Consider the following 14,870-nt stretch of genomic DNA (forward strand, 5'->3'; position numbering starts at 1 on the left):
ATCGACCCGGGAAACAGACCCAAAGGATGGAAAGCCTTGGGGCCTGTCGGAACCGGACGGAAACCGCCGCGGAGGCCCTTGTCTTCCTGCGTCCGGTTCATCGTCAGGCGGCGAAGACGCCGAACCTGTTCATTGCCAACGAGCTGGCCAAAGCGATCCGGGAAGACTGGGCGAGGCGAGGCTTTTGGATCTGACCGCAGCCGTGGTGCCGACCCAAGCCGGATCCGGCACGGTCGCATCCCTTCTGCGTGCGCTGGGCACGGTCGAGGTGTTTGACGACGAGGCCGCGCTGACCGCCCCCTTGCCGACAGCGCCGTTGCCACCAGGGTGTGCGCCCATAGGGTCCTCTGGTAAAGGCCCTGCCCACAGCATGTCCGCGTGACGGCTCAAGTCTGCGCCAGCTTTTCCTGCAGCGACCTCAGGCTTTCTGCCGGTTCCGGGTCTTCCGGGTCCGGCTGGATTGTCAGATCGAGGCTCGGATCGGTTCGCCGGAGTTTTGGTTCCTGTCCGGAAGGCTCATTCGCGCGGTGCGCGGGTCTGCCCGGGCACCGCGTTGGTCCCGATCTGACGGTGCCTGTCGACGTCACTCGACAGAGAACCCGCGCACTGGCTGACCCCGTTTCGGGGCGGACGGCGCAGTCCGGCTATTTTGGGGCAAGCTGCGGGGATTTGCGCAAAAATCGGGCAAATTGGGCGAGCATCCTGCAAGAATTGCCATGGGCCTTGCCTGCCCGGGGCCATGAGTCGAAAAATGTGACTCCGAGGACGAGGCGGGCTTTCCGGCATCGGGTCAAGGCGGGCGAGCGCTGATTACGCTGACCGCATCGAGTCCCTGGCTGCCGGTTTTCGCGCGGATCGGCGGTTGCCAAAGACCCCGCGGCAGATAGAGTGCACTATGGCCAACGGAATGCCATCAGGGAAAGAAAGGGCCACATCATGAAATTCAGTACACTCCTTGCAGGTGCCTCGGTCGCGCTGACGGTGACGGCGGCGGCTGCCTCGGCGCAGGATATGTCGTTCTTCCGGATCGGCACCGGCGGCACGGCGGGCACCTACTATCCGATCGGCGGGCTGCTGGCGAATGCCATCTCGAACCCGCCCGGGTCGCGGTCGTGCGAAGAGGGCGGCTCGTGCGGCGTGCCGGGCCTGGTGGCCTCGGCGCTCTCCTCGAACGGCTCGGTCGCGAACATCAACGGCATCGCCGGGGGCACGCTGGAATCGGGCTTCGCCCAGTCCGACGTCGCCTCCTGGGCCCATTCCGGCACCGGGATCTGGGAGGGCAAGCCCGCGGTCGAAAGCCTGCGCGCCATCGCCAACCTCTATCCCGAAAGCATCCACCTGGTGGCCGACGCCGACTCGGGGATCAAGAGCGTCGCCGATCTGAAGGGCAAGCGGGTGTCGCTGGACGAGCCGGGCTCGGGTACGCTGGTCGATGCGCGGATCATCCTCGAAGGCTACGGCCTCTCGGAAAGCGACGTCACCGCCGAGTTCCTGAAGCCCGATCAGGCCGCGGACCGGATGCGCGACGGCGCGATGGACGCCTTCTTCTTCGTCGGCGGCTATCCGGCGGGCGCCATCGCCGAGCTGGCCAGCCAGCATGCGGTGACCCTGGTGCCGATCTCCTGCGAGGACGTGCCGACGATCTGCGAAACCTACAGCTTCTTCGCGTCCAATACGGTGCCGGGCGGCACCTATGAGGGCGTGGACGAAGACACGCAGACCCTGTCGGTGGGCGCGCAATGGGTGACCAGCGCCAGCCAGCCCGACGACCTGATCTACGGCATCACCAAGGCGCTGTGGAACGAGAATACCCGCAAGCTTCTGGATGCGGGTCATTCCAAGGGCAAGCTGATCACCGCGGAGACCGCTCTTGACGGTGTCGGCATCCCGCTGCATCCGGGTGCGGAACGCTTCTATCGCGAAGCGGGTCTGATCCAGTGATCGCGAACCGCGCGGCGCGATTTGCGCGGCGCATCTGATCGGGGTGGGGCCGCGGCACGCTCGCGGCCCTTTCCGTTTAAAAGACAGGGTGGGCAAGCATGACCGAGAACCGGACTGAAACGGCGCAAGGCACGGCAACCGAGACGCTCAGCGCCGAGGATCTGAAGGCGCTGGAAGAGAAGTTCGATCCCGAGATGCGGTTCCGGACAGTGGCGCGGCCGCTGGCGATGCTGGCCGCGGCGATCATGTTCCTGCTGTCCTGCTATCACTATTACACGGCCGGTTTCGGCATTCCCCCGGCGACGACCCATCGCGGGTTGCATATGGGGGTGACGTTGCTGCTGGTCTTTCTCAGCTTCTCGGCCTTCGGCCGACGAGAGGTGCGCCCCGGACCTCTGGCCCCCTGGGGCATGCCGCTGATCGACTGGATCCTGGCCGGTGCCGGTCTGGTCGCGGCGCTGTACGTGCCCTGGATCTATGCCGATCTGGCGTTCCGGGTGGGCAACCCTTTGCCCGTCGATATCGCGATGGGCACCATCCTGATCGTCGTGCTGCTGGAGGCCGTGCGCCGCTCGATGGGCTGGCCCTTGCCGGTGATCGCGATCCTGTTCATCGCCTATGCCTATTTCGGCCGCTCGATGCCCGGTATCCTGGTTCATCCCGGCGCAAGCTGGTCGAACATCGTCAACCACCTCTATCTGACCTCGCAGGGGATCTACGGCACCGCGCTGGGCGTAATCGCGACCTATGTGTTCCACTTCGTTCTGTTCGGGGTGATGGCTTCGCGGATCGGGCTGGGGCAGCTTTTCATCGATATCGCCTCGGCGCTGGCCGGGCGCTATGCTGGCGGTCCGGCCAAGGTCTCGGTTGTGTCCTCGGCCTTGTTGGGGTCGATCTCGGGCTCGTCCATCGCCAATACGGTGACCACCGGCGCGCTGACCATCCCGGCGATGATCCGGATCGGCTATCCCCGTCACTTCGCCGCCGCGGTCGAGGCGGCCTCGTCCACCGGCGGGCAGATCACGCCGCCGGTGATGGGCGCGGTCGCCTTCCTGATGATCGAATATCTGGGCGTGCCGCTGACCACGATCCTGACCGCGGCGCTTGTGCCTGCCTTCATGCATTTCTTCGGCGTGCTGGTGCAGGTTCATCTCGAGGCGCGCCGCCTCGGCCTGCGGGGCCTGCACCCGTCCGAGCTGCCCAACGCGTGGCGGGTGTTCCGCAAGGGCTGGCTGTCGGTCCTGCCGCTGATCCTGCTGATCGCGATCCTGCTGTCGGGACGTACGCCCTTTGCCGCCGCCTTCTGGTCGATCACCGCCTGCATCGGCGTGCTTTTGATCCAGAAGGTTCTGGCATCCGGGCTGGTCGACGGGGTCCGGGCCGCCGCCTACGAGGTCTGGGAAGGCTTTGTGCTGGGCGCGCGCCAGTCGCTGGCGGTCACCGCCGCTGCGGCGCTGGTGGGCGTGGTGATCGGGGTCGTGACCCTGACCGGCGTCGGCTTCAAGATCGCCTATATGGTGACCGGCGTCGCCAGCGGCTGGGCCAATGACGTCCATGGCTGGCTGGCGGTGCTGCCGGTCGAGCTGATGACGGTGCCGACGCTGACGCTCTTGTTCACGCTGATGCTGACGGCGGTGGTCTGCATCCTGATGGGCTGCGGCATTCCCACGACGGCCAATTACATCATCATGGTGGCGGTGGCCGCGCCGATCCTCGGCCTGCTGGGGGTGCAGCCGCTGGTGGCGCATTTCTTTGTCTTCTATTACGGCGTTCTGGCCGACATCACGCCACCTGTGGCGATGGCCGCCTATGCCGCGTCCGGGATCGCCGGGGCAAACGCCTTCAAGGCCGGGAATACCGCGTTCCGGTTGGGGATGGGCAAGGTGCTGGTACCCTTCGTCTTTGCCTTCCAGCCCGCGCTGCTGCTGGTGACCGACGGCTTCACCTGGTCGGCCTTCTTCCTGGCCGCCTTCGGGGCGGTGATGGGGATCTGGGCGCTGGCGGCTGCGGTGTCGAACTGGCTGTTCGCGCCGCTGCACTGGGCCGAGAGGATCCTGCTGGTGATCGCGGCGCTGCTGCTGGTCGCACCCGATACCGGGGCGACCGTGGTCGGGCTGGCGCTGTTCCTGCCGCCGGCGCTGCGGCAGCTGGCCTTCCGGCGGCGGAGCATGGCGTGAGGCGAAGGGATCGGTGACGGCGATGGCCCAAGTGATCTTCTATGAGAAGCCGGGCTGTGTCGGCAATGCGCGGCAGCGGGCGGTTCTGACGGCCTCGGGCCACGCGCTTGACCGTCGCGACATCCTGAGCGCCGGATGGACGGCAGAAACCTTGCGCCCCTTCTTCGGCGACCGGCCGGTCGCCGAGTGGGTCAACGCCAGCGCGCCGCGCGTCAAGTCGGGCGAGATCCGGCCCGAGGCGCTGAGCGAGGCCGAGGCGATGGACCTGATGCTGGCCGATCCGCTGCTGATCCGTCGGCCGCTGATGCAGGTGGGCGAGGCGCGGATGGCGGGGTTCGATCAGGCGGCCGTGGCCGACTGGATCGGCCTTGCGCCCACTCGGACGCCGGTCACCGATGCGTGCCCGCGCCAGCCCGACGCGCCGTCCTGCCCGCCGCCTGAGGTCTAGACGCCCGGCCGCGGTCGGGTCAGCCGTTGTAGTCGGCGTCGGCGACTTTCTCCAACCAGGTGACGGGCGATCCGTCGATGCTTTGCTGGATGGCGATATGGCTCATCGCGGTTTCCGCCGCGGCCCCGTGCCAGTGCTTGTCGCCCGCCGGGAACCAGACGACATCGCCCTGGCTGACCTCTTCCACCGGGCCGCCCTCGCGCTGCACACGACCGCGGCCGAAGGTGATGATGAGGGTCTGCCCGGCGGGATGAGTGTGCCAGGCGATCCGCGCGCCGGGTTCGAAGGTCACATGGCTGCCGCCGGTGCGGCCGGGCTCTTCGGCCTGGAACAGCATGTCGACGCGGACGGTGCCGGTGAACCAGTCCTCGGGGCCTTTCATCGAGGCATTGCTGCCCGAGCGGATGATTTTCATGGTCTTTCTCCTTTGAATGGGCGCGGGAATCAGCCGCGCAGACTGTCGAAACGGCAGATCAGGGCCGCGCCGCCGGGCTGAATGCAGGCGCGTGCTGCGGTCCCCAAGGCGAAGGGGGCCGCGAACCGGCCGGTCCGCAATCCGCCCGCATCGAGGGGCTTGAAGCCGATGGCGCGGATCAGGTCGGCGGCGATGTCCGTGGCCCCGGTATCGTCGCCCTGGACCGTCGGATGCGGGGCCGCATCCGGGCCAAACAGCATCGCGTTTTCGTCCCGGGCGAGAGGGGCCGGGCAGGTCCGGGTCGCGGGACCGTGCGAAAACGACCTCGTGACCGCAGGCGGCCCAGAGCCGCCCGCGCCCGCCGCTCATATGCCCCGGTTCGGGAATGCCGATCCTCATGGTCCGCTCCTGCAGTCGCGCGGGCGCTCCCGGTTGCGGCTTTCGAAGACGGCCTTCGCCACCGGCAGTGCCGACAAGACCCTGGGCCAGCCGGCATGGAAGGCAGGATGCGACAGGATCGCGCCGGCCTCGGCCTGGGTCAGGCCGTTATCCATCGCGCGGTCGAGATGGAAGGTTATCTGCTCGGGCCGGCCCGCCGCGATCAGCGCCGCGACGGTCACCATGCTGCGGTCCCGGGGCGCGAGGTCGGGGCGCGAGGTCGGGGCGCAGCCAGAGGTCGCGAAACAGAAGCTTGCGCGTGGTGTCGGCGCCGCCCGTGCTGACATTGCCGAAGGTGCCGCGCACCGGGGTCTCGCGCGCGGCTTCGGCCTCTTCGTCCAGCGGCAGCAGGTCGGGATCGACCGCGGGCAGGTCTGCGGGGGCGATACCGTGCGCGGCAAAGACCGGCGCGGCGGCCTCGGTTGCGGCGATGGCGTTGCCCCGGCCGGTATAGAGGGCCAGATGGGTGATCGTCTCGGACAGCTCGGCCGGGGTCACGCCCACGTCGAGTGCCAGCGTGACATGGCGTTGCAGGGTGTCGGTCTCGTGCCGGGTCATCAGCGCCGCGAAGGTGACAAGCGCGCGGTCGCGCAGCGAAAGCTCTGCGCCGGTCCAGACCGGCCCGACGAGATCGGTCTTCGAATAGGCCTCGAGCGCGGGGGAAACGGAGCGCGGGGGGAACGCGGCCGACCGCCTCGGGCAGCCGGAGGCCTGCACCGTCGGTGGCCGCAGCGGACGAGATCACGGCAAGGGCCGCCGCGGCGATATGGGGGGGCATGAGGCGCTCCTGTCGGGAAAGTCCAGTTCACCCGGCAGATGTGGCGCCATCCGGGCCGGGCTTAATGCCCGGACTCGTCACGGCACTTATGCGGCATATTCATAGGCCCCTATCCGCGGTCCCTGAGGGCCTCCAGAACCGCGTCGAACGCGGAGGACGGCCGTTGCCGACTGGGGTAGTAGAGGTGGAAGCCGGGAAAACAAGGCGAGTAGTCTTCGAGACAGGTGACCAGCCGACCCGCCGCCAGATGATCGGCCGCCAGCCGTTCGGGGACGAGCGCCAGACCGTGCCCGTCCACCGCGGCGCGCAGCACCGGGTTGACGGTGTTGAAGCAGACCTGACCCTGGACCTTGACCCGGATCTCGGTGCCGTCGGCCTCTTCGAATTCCCAGGCATAAAGCGCGCCATGGGTCGAGAGGCGCAGGTTCACGCAACGATGCCCGGTCAGGTCCTGCGGAGTTTCCGGCACCCCGGCCCCGGCGAAGTAATCGGGCGCGCCGATGCAGACCATCCGTTCGTCGGGGCCGATCCGCATCGAGATCATGCCCTCGCTGACCTGCTCGCCATAGCGCACGCCCGCATCGCATTGCGAACTGGCGAGATCGGTATAGCCGTAATCCATCACCAGCTCGATATTGACCGAGGGGTATTTCTTCAGCATGGGCGACAGCTTGGGCCAAAGCAGCGACTCGATGGCATATTCGACCGCGACGATGCGCACGGTCCCGGTCGGCGTGTCGCGGGACTCGTTCAGCGCCATCAGCCGTGCCTCGATCTTCTCGAAGCACGGGGTCAGCGTCGCCAGCAGGTCTTCGCCCTCGAGCGTCGGCGCGACCGACCGGGTTGTGCGGGTCAGCAGCCGCAGGCCAAGCCGCGCCTCGAGCCCCTTGATGGTGTGGCTCAGCGCCGATTGCGACACGTTCAGCCGCGCAGCGGCCTTGGTGAAGCTGCGTTCTTCCGCGACGGCGGCAAGCGCGACGAGGTCGGTGATGTTTTCGCGAAGCATGTGAGAGGACCGGATCTGCGGATCGTCGATCATGACGGATGCGTTCGCGATATATGATCTGTGCTCATGAGGCCAATCATTATCCTGCCATCGGGGCCGCCAGAACGAGCGCCAACAGCCAGGGGCCGTTTCACTGCGGGGGCCTCCTTGCTCGGATCGGTGCAATCGGAGTCTCCGGCATGGGTCGGGCGGGGCGCGGGAAAACGCATGGCGGGCCGCAGGCATAACTGCCTGAACGGCACCACCTTTACCTACGGGTCCGAAGACAAGCTCCTGGGCGGGGTCACCTATGGCGGCTTTTCGAAGAGGATCGTCGTGAAGGAAGACTTGGCCCGACGCATTCCGCCGGGGGGCGACCTGCCGGGCGCCGCGCGGCTTCTGTGCGCCGGTATCACCACCTTCTCGCCGATCAACCTGTGGGATCTGAAACCCGGCGAGAGAATCGGCGTGATCGGCATGGGCGGGCTCGGCCATATGGCGGTGAAGCTTGCCGCCGCCAAGGGGTCCGAGGTCGTGGTCTTTTCCACTTCGGAAGACAAGATCGCCGATGAAAGGGGCTTTGGCGCGGTCGAGGCCTATCTGTGGTCGGACGAGGCCGCGATGGCGCGGAATACGGGCAGCTTCGATCTGATGGTGGCGACCGTGCCGGTCGCCTATCCGATGCAGCAGTTCCTCAACCTGCTGAATCTGGGCAAGACGCGGGTCAATATCGGTGCGCTGTTTCTGGTCTAGGGCGCGCCGGGCATGCCGATGGGCTTTGGCCGCCAGAGCCTTGCCGGCTCGATGATCGGCGGCATCGCCGAAACCCAGGCGGTGATCAACGTCGCCGCCCGTCCCGGCATCGCGGCCATCTGCGAGATGATCACGCCAGCCCAGATCGCCGATTCCTATGAGAAGCTGGTCAACCGGCAGGCGCGCTATCGCCATGTCATCGACATGACCGCCGCCTGACCGGCACGGTCCCCCGGCCGCATCCATGAGAGCCCGCCATGTGCGCAAGCAGCACGCAGGGGCTCATCCTCTGCGTATCTGCCCGCAGGTCCTTTCCCCAGGACCGCGACGCGCAAGATGCGGCCGGTCCTGGGTCCACATCCCGCAGGAAGGCAAGCCCCGAGACATGACCAGGATCACTTTAATTGCCGGAGACGCGGTGCTGCCCGCCACGCTGGACGACACGCCCTTCGCTGCGCCGCGGCCCAAGGAGGTGACACTGAGCGATTATCGCGGCCGCGAGAAGGTGTCGGATCTGCCGCGAAAGCTTCGGCCCCACGGGGCGCCTGCCCGCCTTGCCGCGCGCCCGGGCGATATCACGACCTATGCCCCGTGGGGCAATCTTGCGATTTTCGTCAAACCCTTCGGCGCCCCCTCGCGGCTTGTCCGGCTTGGCGCCTTCGACGGGGAGTTCGGCGCTCTTCTCAAGAGCGGACGCGTTCCGGTCCGCATCGAGATCGCCCGTTAGCCGGCACGGCCCTCCGTTCTGCGGCAGCGCGCGGCCAGCGGTGCGCAAGCAGGCCGGAAATTGGCCCGTAGTGTCCGAAGCGTGCCCCGGCACCCGCCATCCGGCCCTTTGGAGCCCGGACAGGAAATGCTGCTGCGGTTGTTTCGCAATTCCCGACGTCTCGGTTTTTCTCTCCCGATTTATGCCATTTTTGCGGGTTAAGTCCCTGTTCATGTCCGCGTTCTAAAGCTGGGGGCGGGTGAATCGAGGTGGTGCTATGGCCGTTGGAACCAACGCGCCGGTCATCATCAAACGAAAGAAGGTTGTCGGTGGCGGCGGGCATCATGGCGGTGCCTGGAAGGTCGCGTATGCGGATTTCGTCACGGCGATGATGGCTTTCTTTCTGCTGATGTGGCTGTTGAACGCGACGACAGAGAAACAGCGAAAGGGCATTGCGGATTACTTCAATCCGACAATTCCGGTGAACCGTGTGTCCGGGGGCGGCGAAGGCGCTTTCGGCGGCGAATCGATCTTTTCCGAGGAAACGCTGATCCAGCGGGGCACCGGGGCGACCCAGCCCAGCCCCTCGCCCGACCGTCAGGCGAAGGGCGAGATCGGCAGCGGCCCGGTCGAGCAGAAAGACGACAAGGGAACCAATTCCGCCGATGCCGAGGCCGAGACCCAGGCTCTCAAGAAGCTTGAGGACATGATCAACGGCAAAAGCGGCGAGACGATCCTGAGCGAGCAGATGATGCGGCACATCGTGACGCGACTCACCGATGAGGGGCTGATCATCGAGCTGTTCGATATCGAGGGGGTCCCGCTTTTCGATGCGAACGATCGTCCGACCGAGATCCTCGAACAGCTGACCGAGGTGATCGGCGGCGCCTTCGGCGTGGTGCGCAACAAGGTGTCGGTCGCCGGTCATGTCAGCGCCCGCCCCGTCGTTCTGCTGAACAATCCGGTCTGGGACATCTCGACTCTCCGTGCGCAGACGGTGCGCAAGATGCTGGAGGACCAAGGCGTGGCCCCGGCCCGGATCGAGCGTGTCACCGGCTTTGCCGACCGGAAACCCGCGGTTTCGCGGCCAATGGCGGTGCGCAACAACCGGATCGAACTGACGCTGCTGAGGTCGGATCTGAGAAACTAAAGAAAATTTTGAATGTTAGGGCCGCGTTAAAGACAAGGATCGTACCTCTGGCCTGACGGGAACAGCAGCAAAGAGGCGCCCCCAAATGACGATTTCTTCCTCGCTCAACGCAAGCGTCGCCGGTCTCGCGGCGAACGCCACTCGCTTGGCGACGATTTCCGACAACATCGCGAACTCCTCGACCTATGGCTACAAGACGGCAGAGGCCGATTTTCATTCTATGGTGATCAACGGGTCGCGCGGAAGCTACTCCGCGGGCGGCGTCCGGACCACGACCACCCGGATGATCGACCAGTCCGGGGCGCTTCTGACCACGGCCAACGCGACCGACCTCGCGGTGCGCGGCCGGGGCTTCCTGCCGGTGATGACCGAGTCCGAGCTGATCTCGAACGTCGGCAACTACACCATGTACATGACCACGACCGGGTCGTTCCGCACGGACGAGGATGGGTATCTGAAAACCTCGACCGGGCTCGTCCTGATGGGCTGGCCCGCCGATGCCAGCGGCACGATCCCGTCCTATTCCCGCGACACGACCGACGACCTGGTGCCGATCCAGATCCAGACCAACCAGTTCGCGACCGAACCGACGACGGAAATGACCCTCGGCGTCAACCTGCCCGCGACCGAGACGGCCTTCAACTCGGCCTCTGCGACGGGCGATCCGCTGACCCTGTCGGTCGAGTATTTCGACAACCTCGGCACCTCGCAAAGCATCGACATCGTCTATACGCCCGATACGTCGGTCGCGGGCCTGTCCAACACCTGGAACATGCAGCTGACCGACTCGGCCACCGGCGCGGTGGTGGGCGATTACGATCTCGTCTTCGACGACAGCCAGACCTATGGCGGCACGTTGTTGAGCGTGACCGACAATACTGGCGGCGCCTGGGATCCGGCGACCGGTATCCTGACGGTGCAGGTCGGCCCCAACGCGGACACGATGTCGATCAATATCGGCGCCTTCCAGAGCCGGTCGATCACGACCCAGCTGTCGGACAGCTTCGCGCCCACCAGCATCACCAAGAACGGTTTCCCGGTCGGCAACATGACCTCGATCGAGATCGACTCGAACGGGTTCGTCCGCGCCAACTTCGACACCGGGATTACCCGCACGCTGTATCAGGTTCCGATCGTCGACGTGTCGAACCCGAACGGCCTCTATACCCATGACAACCAATGCTACAGCCAGTCCGACACCAGCGGCTCGTTCTTCATGTGGGATGCCGGCGACGGCCCGACCGGCGATGTGGTGAGCTATGCGCTTGAGGAATCGGCGACCGATGTCGCCGGCGAACTGACCGAACTGATCCAGACCCAAAGGGCCTATTCGTCGAACGCGAAGGTGATCCAGACCGTCGACGAGATGCTCCAGGAAACGACTAACATCAAACGGTAATCTGTCCCGGCGGCGGGAAGAGGAGGTGACACATGAGCCTGAGCGCGAGCCTGGCCAACGCCCTATCCGGCCTCAATGCCGCTTCCCGCGGTGCCCAGGTCGTTTCGTCGAACGTATCGAACGCGCTGACCGAAGGCTATGGCCGGCGCGTTCTGGAAACCACGCCGAACACCGTCTCGACGTCGGGCAGCGGTGTGAAGGTCGTGGGGGTGCGCCGCGACGTGAACCAGCAGCTGATCGGCGACCGGCGCTTCGCAGATGCGGCCTCGGCCGAGGCCGAAACCCGCGCCGACGGTCTCTCGAAGCTTGAGGCCGCCTTTGGAACGGCAGACAGCGCCGATTCGATTTCCGGCAGCATTGCCGCCTTCGAATCCGCGCTTACCGCCGCGGCCAGCCGACCTGACAGCGATGCCCGGCTTGCAACCGTGCTTTCGGCAGCCCAAAGTCTCACCGGCAGGATCAACGATGCGGCCGATGCCATCCAGCAATCGCGGATGGATGCGGAATCCGGCATCGCTTCGACCGTGCAGACCCTGAACGATACGCTTCAGCAGATCGCCGAGCTCAACACCGAGATCTGCAAGCAATATTCCTACAACAACAACGCCAACGCGCTTGTCGATCAACGCCAGATCCTGATCGACAAGTTGGCCGAGATCGTCCCGATCCGGGAGATCCCGCGCGACAATGGCATGGTGGCTCTTTACACCGAGAACGGCGCTGCCCTGATTGACGGCCCTCCGGCCGAATTCTCCTTCTCAAGCGCTGGCGTGATCGTTCCCCAAATGACGGTCGAAGGCGGGGCCCTCAATGGCCTCTACATGAACGGCAAACCCGTCAAGGTGTCGGGCACCTACGCGGCGATGGGCGGCGGCAGTCTAGAAGCCCTGTTCGAACAGCGTGACGTCACCGCGGTCCAGGCGCAGACCGATCTCGACGCGCTCACGCGCGACCTGATCGAACGTTTTCAGGATCCGGCGGTCGACGCCTCGCTTGGGGCGACCGATGCGGGTCTCTTCACCAATTTCGGGGCCGCCTTCGACCTTGTTTCCGATCCCAATGCGGAGACCGGACTGTCCACGCGGATCGGCGTGAACGCCCTTGTCGACCCGGATCAGGGCGGTGCGCTCTGGCGGCTCCGCAGCGGGCTGATGGCCGGGTCGGCGGGCTCGGTTGGAGATGCGAGCCTGCTCAATTCGATGTCCGATGCCCTGACAGCCAGCCGCACCCCAAGCTCCGGTTCTTACACGACTCAGGCCTTCACCATGGCCGATCTCGCGTCCGAAGTGGTGTCCGGCATCTCGGTTCGCGCGCAATCGGCCATCGACCAGTCCACTTTCAGCACGGCCCGTGCCGCGACGCTTCGGGAAGCTGAACTCGCCGACGGTGTCGACACGGACCACGAACTGCAGATGCTGATGCTCTTCGAAGAGGCGTACGCCGCCAACGCGAAGGTCATGAAGACGATTGACGAACTGATCAACCTGTTGATGGAGCTTTGAGTCATGTCTTTAATCTCTATGGGAGATCTGGCGCAAAGCCTCGGACTTCGCACGCGTAATGCCGAGGTCAAGGCGCAATTCACACGGCTGGCGGAGGAAATGGTCAGCGGGGTAACCTCTGATCCGGCGGCCCGGGTGCGGGGCGATTTCCGCCCTCTCGGTGCAATCGAGCGCAGCTTGACGATGCTAGACGCCTATGACCTAGCCACCTCCGAAACCAAATCGACGGCCGACGTCATGCAGGCGGCGCTGGGGATTCTCAGCGATACGGCGAAGGACATAGGGGCGACCCTGATCAGCGGTTCGTCGGGTCAGCACGAAAACATGATCGCCGCGGCGGGTCAGGAGGCGGAAGAACAGTTCCGTCAGGTTGTTGCCGCTCTGAACACGCGATTTGCCGGGCGGTCGTTGTTCGCTGGCGATGCGACCGACTCGCCGGCGCTGGCAAGTGCCGATACGATCCTGTCGTCGATTGGGACCGCGATCAGCGGCCTGACCAGCGTCACCGACATCGAAACGGCAATCGACAACTGGTTCAATACACCCGGCGGTTTCGACACTGTTGCCTATCAGGGCTCGACAACCGCAGTCGGGACGGTTCGCCTCAACGAAACAGAGACCGTTCGCCTTGACATCACCGCCACGGACCCGGCCATCCGCGATGTGCTGAAGTCCCTGGCGACCGGTGCACTTCTGGCGGACCCGGCGCTCCTTTCCGGGAACCCGGTGCAGCGGTCGCTTCTGGCGGAATCTGCGGGCGAAGGCCTTCTGACAGCCGACAGTGCCCTGACCGACCTTCGGGCGCTGCTTGGTGTCCGCCAGGAAAAGATCGAATCGATCGAAACCGAAAACAGTGCCAATCGGACAATGCTGTTGCTTGCCCGCGAAGGCGTTCTTGGCGTCGATCCCTATGAAACCGCCACCCAGATGGAAGCCGTCGAATCCCAGATCGATACGCTCTACACGGTCACGGCACGCCTGGCGCGCCTCAGCTTCACGAACTACATGTCATGATCAGCCGCCTGACCCTTCTTCTCGCCACCCTTCTTCTTGCCTTTCCGGCCTTTTCGGCGCCGATCCGTATCAAGGATCTGGTGGAGTTCGATGGGGTTCGGGGCAATGATCTGGTCGGATACGGCCTCGTCGTCGGTCTCAACGGGACCGGCGACGGGATCCGAAATGCGCCTTTCACCGAAGAGATCATGTCCAACATTCTCGAACGGCTTGGCGTTAACGTTACCGGAGAGCAGTTCCGGCCCAAGAACGTCGCAGCGGTTCTGGTCACCGCCAGCCTGCCGCCCTTTGCCCGCGCCGGGTCTCAGATCGACGTGACCGTTTCGGCCATCGGCGATGCCAAAAGCCTTTTGGGCGGCACTTTGGTGATGACGCCGCTGAACGCGGCCGACGGTCAGATCTATGCGGTGTCGCAAGGGGCCGTGATCGCTGGCGGCGCTTCTGCGGAGGGCGACGGCGCGAAGGTCGTCGAAGGCGTTCCGACGTCGGGCGTTATCCCTTCGGGTGCGCGGGTCGAGCGTGAAATCGATTTCGATTTCGGGTCGCTCAATCGCCTGCGCTTGGCGCTGCGCAACCCCGACTTTACCACGGCGGGGCGGATCGAAGCCGCGATCAACAATGATTACGGCCGCGGTGTTGCACGCATGGTCGATTCGGGCACCGTCGTGCTTGACATTGGTGCAACCCGCGCGGCGTCGCCTGCCCATGCTCTGCAACGCATCGAGGGGATCATGGTCGAGCCTCAGCAGAAGGCGACGGTCGTGGTCGACCAACGATCGGGGACCATCGTGATGGGGGAAGACGTACGCATTTCTCGCGTGGCGGTGTCTCAAGGGAATCTTACGTTGCGCGTGCAGGAAGAGCCACTGGTCATTCAGCCGAACCCCTTCGCGCAAGGGCAGACCGTGGTCGTCCCGCGGACCAGGGCGGAAATTGAAGAAGATCCGGGAACGGGTCTGGCCGAGATCAACGAAGGAACATCTTTGTCAGAAGTGGTCGCGGGGCTGAACGCCTTGGGGGTTTCTCCGCGCGACATGATCGACATTCTCAAGAGCATCAAGGCAGCTGGGGCTTTGCATGCGGATTTTGTCGTCCGGTGATCCCAGTATCGTGATCCTCTGTCCCGAGGCATTCTGTATTTCGCGCCGGTCCTGGCCGTGATGC

The 14,870-nt window shown here is 65.2% G+C and carries 17 protein-coding genes; 12 read left to right on the forward strand and 5 right to left on the reverse strand.

Going from position 1 to position 14,870, the window contains the following annotated elements; translation table 11 throughout:
* The first annotated feature begins 26 nt into the window (after positions 1-26).
* The 4 genes from EV657_RS21465 (at position 27) to EV657_RS05480 (ending at position 4,566) form a co-directional block, all read left to right on the forward strand.
* The gene (locus EV657_RS21465) at positions 27-194 is read left to right on the forward strand and encodes a hypothetical protein (protein ID WP_166673650.1); all 168 of its coding nucleotides are present in this window, start codon (positions 27-29) and stop codon (positions 192-194) included.
* 742 nt (positions 195-936) lie between these two features.
* Positions 937-1,941: a TAXI family TRAP transporter solute-binding subunit gene (locus tag EV657_RS05470; protein ID WP_113669442.1), complete on the forward strand. Its 1,005-nt coding sequence runs from the start codon at positions 937-939 to the stop codon at positions 1,939-1,941.
* A 98-nt stretch (positions 1,942-2,039) separates the two neighbouring features.
* On the forward strand, positions 2,040-4,118 hold the full coding sequence (locus tag EV657_RS05475) for a TRAP transporter permease (protein WP_075784183.1): 2,079 nt from the start codon (positions 2,040-2,042) through the stop codon (positions 4,116-4,118).
* 22 nt (positions 4,119-4,140) lie between these two features.
* Positions 4,141-4,566 (forward strand): ArsC/Spx/MgsR family protein, encoded by a 426-nt coding sequence (locus tag EV657_RS05480; protein WP_134077353.1) that lies wholly within the window; start codon positions 4,141-4,143, stop codon positions 4,564-4,566.
* Positions 4,567-4,585: 19 nt separating this feature from the next.
* On the opposite strand, the gene EV657_RS05485 is transcribed toward EV657_RS05480, so the two are convergent.
* The 5 genes from EV657_RS05485 to EV657_RS05500 all read right to left on the reverse strand — a co-directional run bounded on the left by EV657_RS05485 (position 4,586) and on the right by EV657_RS05500 (position 7,236).
* On the reverse strand, positions 4,586-4,981 hold the full coding sequence (locus tag EV657_RS05485) for a (R)-mandelonitrile lyase (RefSeq protein WP_134077354.1): 396 nt from the start codon (positions 4,979-4,981) through the stop codon (positions 4,586-4,588).
* A 29-nt stretch (positions 4,982-5,010) separates the two neighbouring features.
* Positions 5,011-5,241 (reverse strand): hypothetical protein, encoded by a 231-nt coding sequence (locus EV657_RS05490; RefSeq protein WP_134077355.1) that lies wholly within the window; start codon positions 5,239-5,241, stop codon positions 5,011-5,013.
* A gap of 135 nt (positions 5,242-5,376) precedes the next feature.
* Positions 5,377-5,604: a carboxymuconolactone decarboxylase family protein gene (locus EV657_RS22120; protein ID WP_243837489.1), complete on the reverse strand. Its 228-nt coding sequence runs from the start codon at positions 5,602-5,604 to the stop codon at positions 5,377-5,379.
* Positions 5,528-6,136: a carboxymuconolactone decarboxylase family protein gene (locus EV657_RS05495; RefSeq protein WP_243837490.1), complete on the reverse strand. Its 609-nt coding sequence runs from the start codon at positions 6,134-6,136 to the stop codon at positions 5,528-5,530. Before EV657_RS05495 ends, EV657_RS22120 begins: the two co-directional genes overlap by 77 nt.
* A 170-nt stretch (positions 6,137-6,306) precedes the next feature.
* A complete protein-coding gene (locus EV657_RS05500) occupies positions 6,307-7,236 on the reverse strand; it encodes a LysR family transcriptional regulator (protein ID WP_243627871.1) in 930 nt (309 codons plus the stop codon).
* Positions 7,237-7,410: 174 nt separating this feature from the next.
* Here EV657_RS05500 and EV657_RS05505 point away from each other — a divergent pair, with 174 nt between their 5' ends.
* The 8 genes from EV657_RS05505 to EV657_RS05540 all read left to right on the forward strand — a co-directional run bounded on the left by EV657_RS05505 (position 7,411) and on the right by EV657_RS05540 (position 14,806).
* A complete protein-coding gene (locus tag EV657_RS05505) occupies positions 7,411-7,935 on the forward strand; it encodes a zinc-binding dehydrogenase (RefSeq protein ID WP_165828097.1) in 525 nt (174 codons plus the stop codon).
* 12 nt (positions 7,936-7,947) lie between these two features.
* The gene (locus EV657_RS05510) at positions 7,948-8,154 is read left to right on the forward strand and encodes a hypothetical protein (protein WP_113669437.1); all 207 of its coding nucleotides are present in this window, start codon (positions 7,948-7,950) and stop codon (positions 8,152-8,154) included.
* A gap of 166 nt (positions 8,155-8,320) precedes the next feature.
* Positions 8,321-8,662 (forward strand): cyclophilin-like fold protein, encoded by a 342-nt coding sequence (locus EV657_RS05515; RefSeq protein ID WP_113669436.1) that lies wholly within the window; start codon positions 8,321-8,323, stop codon positions 8,660-8,662.
* Between the two features lie 256 nt (positions 8,663-8,918).
* On the forward strand, positions 8,919-9,791 hold the full coding sequence (locus tag EV657_RS05520; protein ID WP_075784190.1) for an OmpA/MotB family protein: 873 nt from the start codon (positions 8,919-8,921) through the stop codon (positions 9,789-9,791).
* A gap of 85 nt (positions 9,792-9,876) precedes the next feature.
* Complete coding sequence (locus EV657_RS05525; protein WP_075784191.1) at positions 9,877-11,190, forward strand: flagellar hook protein FlgE; 1,314 nt, start codon at positions 9,877-9,879, stop codon at positions 11,188-11,190.
* Between the two features lie 32 nt (positions 11,191-11,222).
* Positions 11,223-12,692 (forward strand): flagellar hook-associated protein FlgK, encoded by a 1,470-nt coding sequence (flgK, locus tag EV657_RS05530; RefSeq protein WP_075784192.1) that lies wholly within the window; start codon positions 11,223-11,225, stop codon positions 12,690-12,692.
* Between the two features lie 3 nt (positions 12,693-12,695).
* Positions 12,696-13,706 carry a flagellin gene (locus EV657_RS05535; protein ID WP_134077356.1) on the forward strand — a complete coding sequence of 337 codons (1,011 nt, stop codon included), beginning with the start codon at positions 12,696-12,698 and terminating at the stop codon, positions 13,704-13,706.
* On the forward strand, positions 13,703-14,806 hold the full coding sequence (locus EV657_RS05540) for a flagellar basal body P-ring protein FlgI (protein ID WP_134077357.1): 1,104 nt from the start codon (positions 13,703-13,705) through the stop codon (positions 14,804-14,806). The genes EV657_RS05535 and EV657_RS05540 overlap by 4 nt, the downstream gene beginning before the upstream one ends.
* Positions 14,807-14,870: the final 64 nt, after the last annotated feature.

Origin of the sequence: Rhodovulum visakhapatnamense, assembly GCF_004365965.1 — a bacterium.
Lineage (GTDB): Bacteria > Pseudomonadota > Alphaproteobacteria > Rhodobacterales > Rhodobacteraceae > Rhodovulum > Rhodovulum visakhapatnamense.

What these genes read in the sequence shown, in the direction of transcription:
- EV657_RS05520 (WP_075784190.1), top strand. Translation starts at nt 8,919, where the DNA reads ATGGCCGTTGGAACCAACGCGCCGGTCATCATCAAACGAAAGAAGGTT.
- EV657_RS05480 (WP_134077353.1), top strand. Translation starts at nt 4,141, where the DNA reads ATGGCCCAAGTGATCTTCTATGAGAAGCCGGGCTGTGTCGGCAATGCG.
- EV657_RS05470 (WP_113669442.1), top strand. Translation starts at nt 937, where the DNA reads ATGAAATTCAGTACACTCCTTGCAGGTGCCTCGGTCGCGCTGACGGTG.
- EV657_RS05540 (WP_134077357.1), top strand. Translation starts at nt 13,703, where the DNA reads ATGATCAGCCGCCTGACCCTTCTTCTCGCCACCCTTCTTCTTGCCTTT.
- EV657_RS05515 (WP_113669436.1), top strand. Translation starts at nt 8,321, where the DNA reads ATGACCAGGATCACTTTAATTGCCGGAGACGCGGTGCTGCCCGCCACG.
- EV657_RS05485 (WP_134077354.1), bottom strand. Translation starts at nt 4,981, where the DNA reads ATGAAAATCATCCGCTCGGGCAGCAATGCCTCGATGAAAGGCCCCGAG.
- EV657_RS05510 (WP_113669437.1), top strand. Translation starts at nt 7,948, where the DNA reads ATGCCGATGGGCTTTGGCCGCCAGAGCCTTGCCGGCTCGATGATCGGC.
- flgK (WP_075784192.1), top strand. Translation starts at nt 11,223, where the DNA reads ATGAGCCTGAGCGCGAGCCTGGCCAACGCCCTATCCGGCCTCAATGCC.
- EV657_RS05475 (WP_075784183.1), top strand. Translation starts at nt 2,040, where the DNA reads ATGACCGAGAACCGGACTGAAACGGCGCAAGGCACGGCAACCGAGACG.
- EV657_RS05500 (WP_243627871.1), bottom strand. Translation starts at nt 7,236, where the DNA reads ATGATCGACGATCCGCAGATCCGGTCCTCTCACATGCTTCGCGAAAAC.
- EV657_RS05505 (WP_165828097.1), top strand. Translation starts at nt 7,411, where the DNA reads ATGGCGGGCCGCAGGCATAACTGCCTGAACGGCACCACCTTTACCTAC.
- EV657_RS21465 (WP_166673650.1), top strand. Translation starts at nt 27, where the DNA reads ATGGAAAGCCTTGGGGCCTGTCGGAACCGGACGGAAACCGCCGCGGAG.
- EV657_RS05535 (WP_134077356.1), top strand. Translation starts at nt 12,696, where the DNA reads ATGTCTTTAATCTCTATGGGAGATCTGGCGCAAAGCCTCGGACTTCGC.
- EV657_RS22120 (WP_243837489.1), bottom strand. Translation starts at nt 5,604, where the DNA reads ATGGTGACCGTCGCGGCGCTGATCGCGGCGGGCCGGCCCGAGCAGATA.
- EV657_RS05525 (WP_075784191.1), top strand. Translation starts at nt 9,877, where the DNA reads ATGACGATTTCTTCCTCGCTCAACGCAAGCGTCGCCGGTCTCGCGGCG.
- EV657_RS05490 (WP_134077355.1), bottom strand. Translation starts at nt 5,241, where the DNA reads ATGCTGTTTGGCCCGGATGCGGCCCCGCATCCGACGGTCCAGGGCGAC.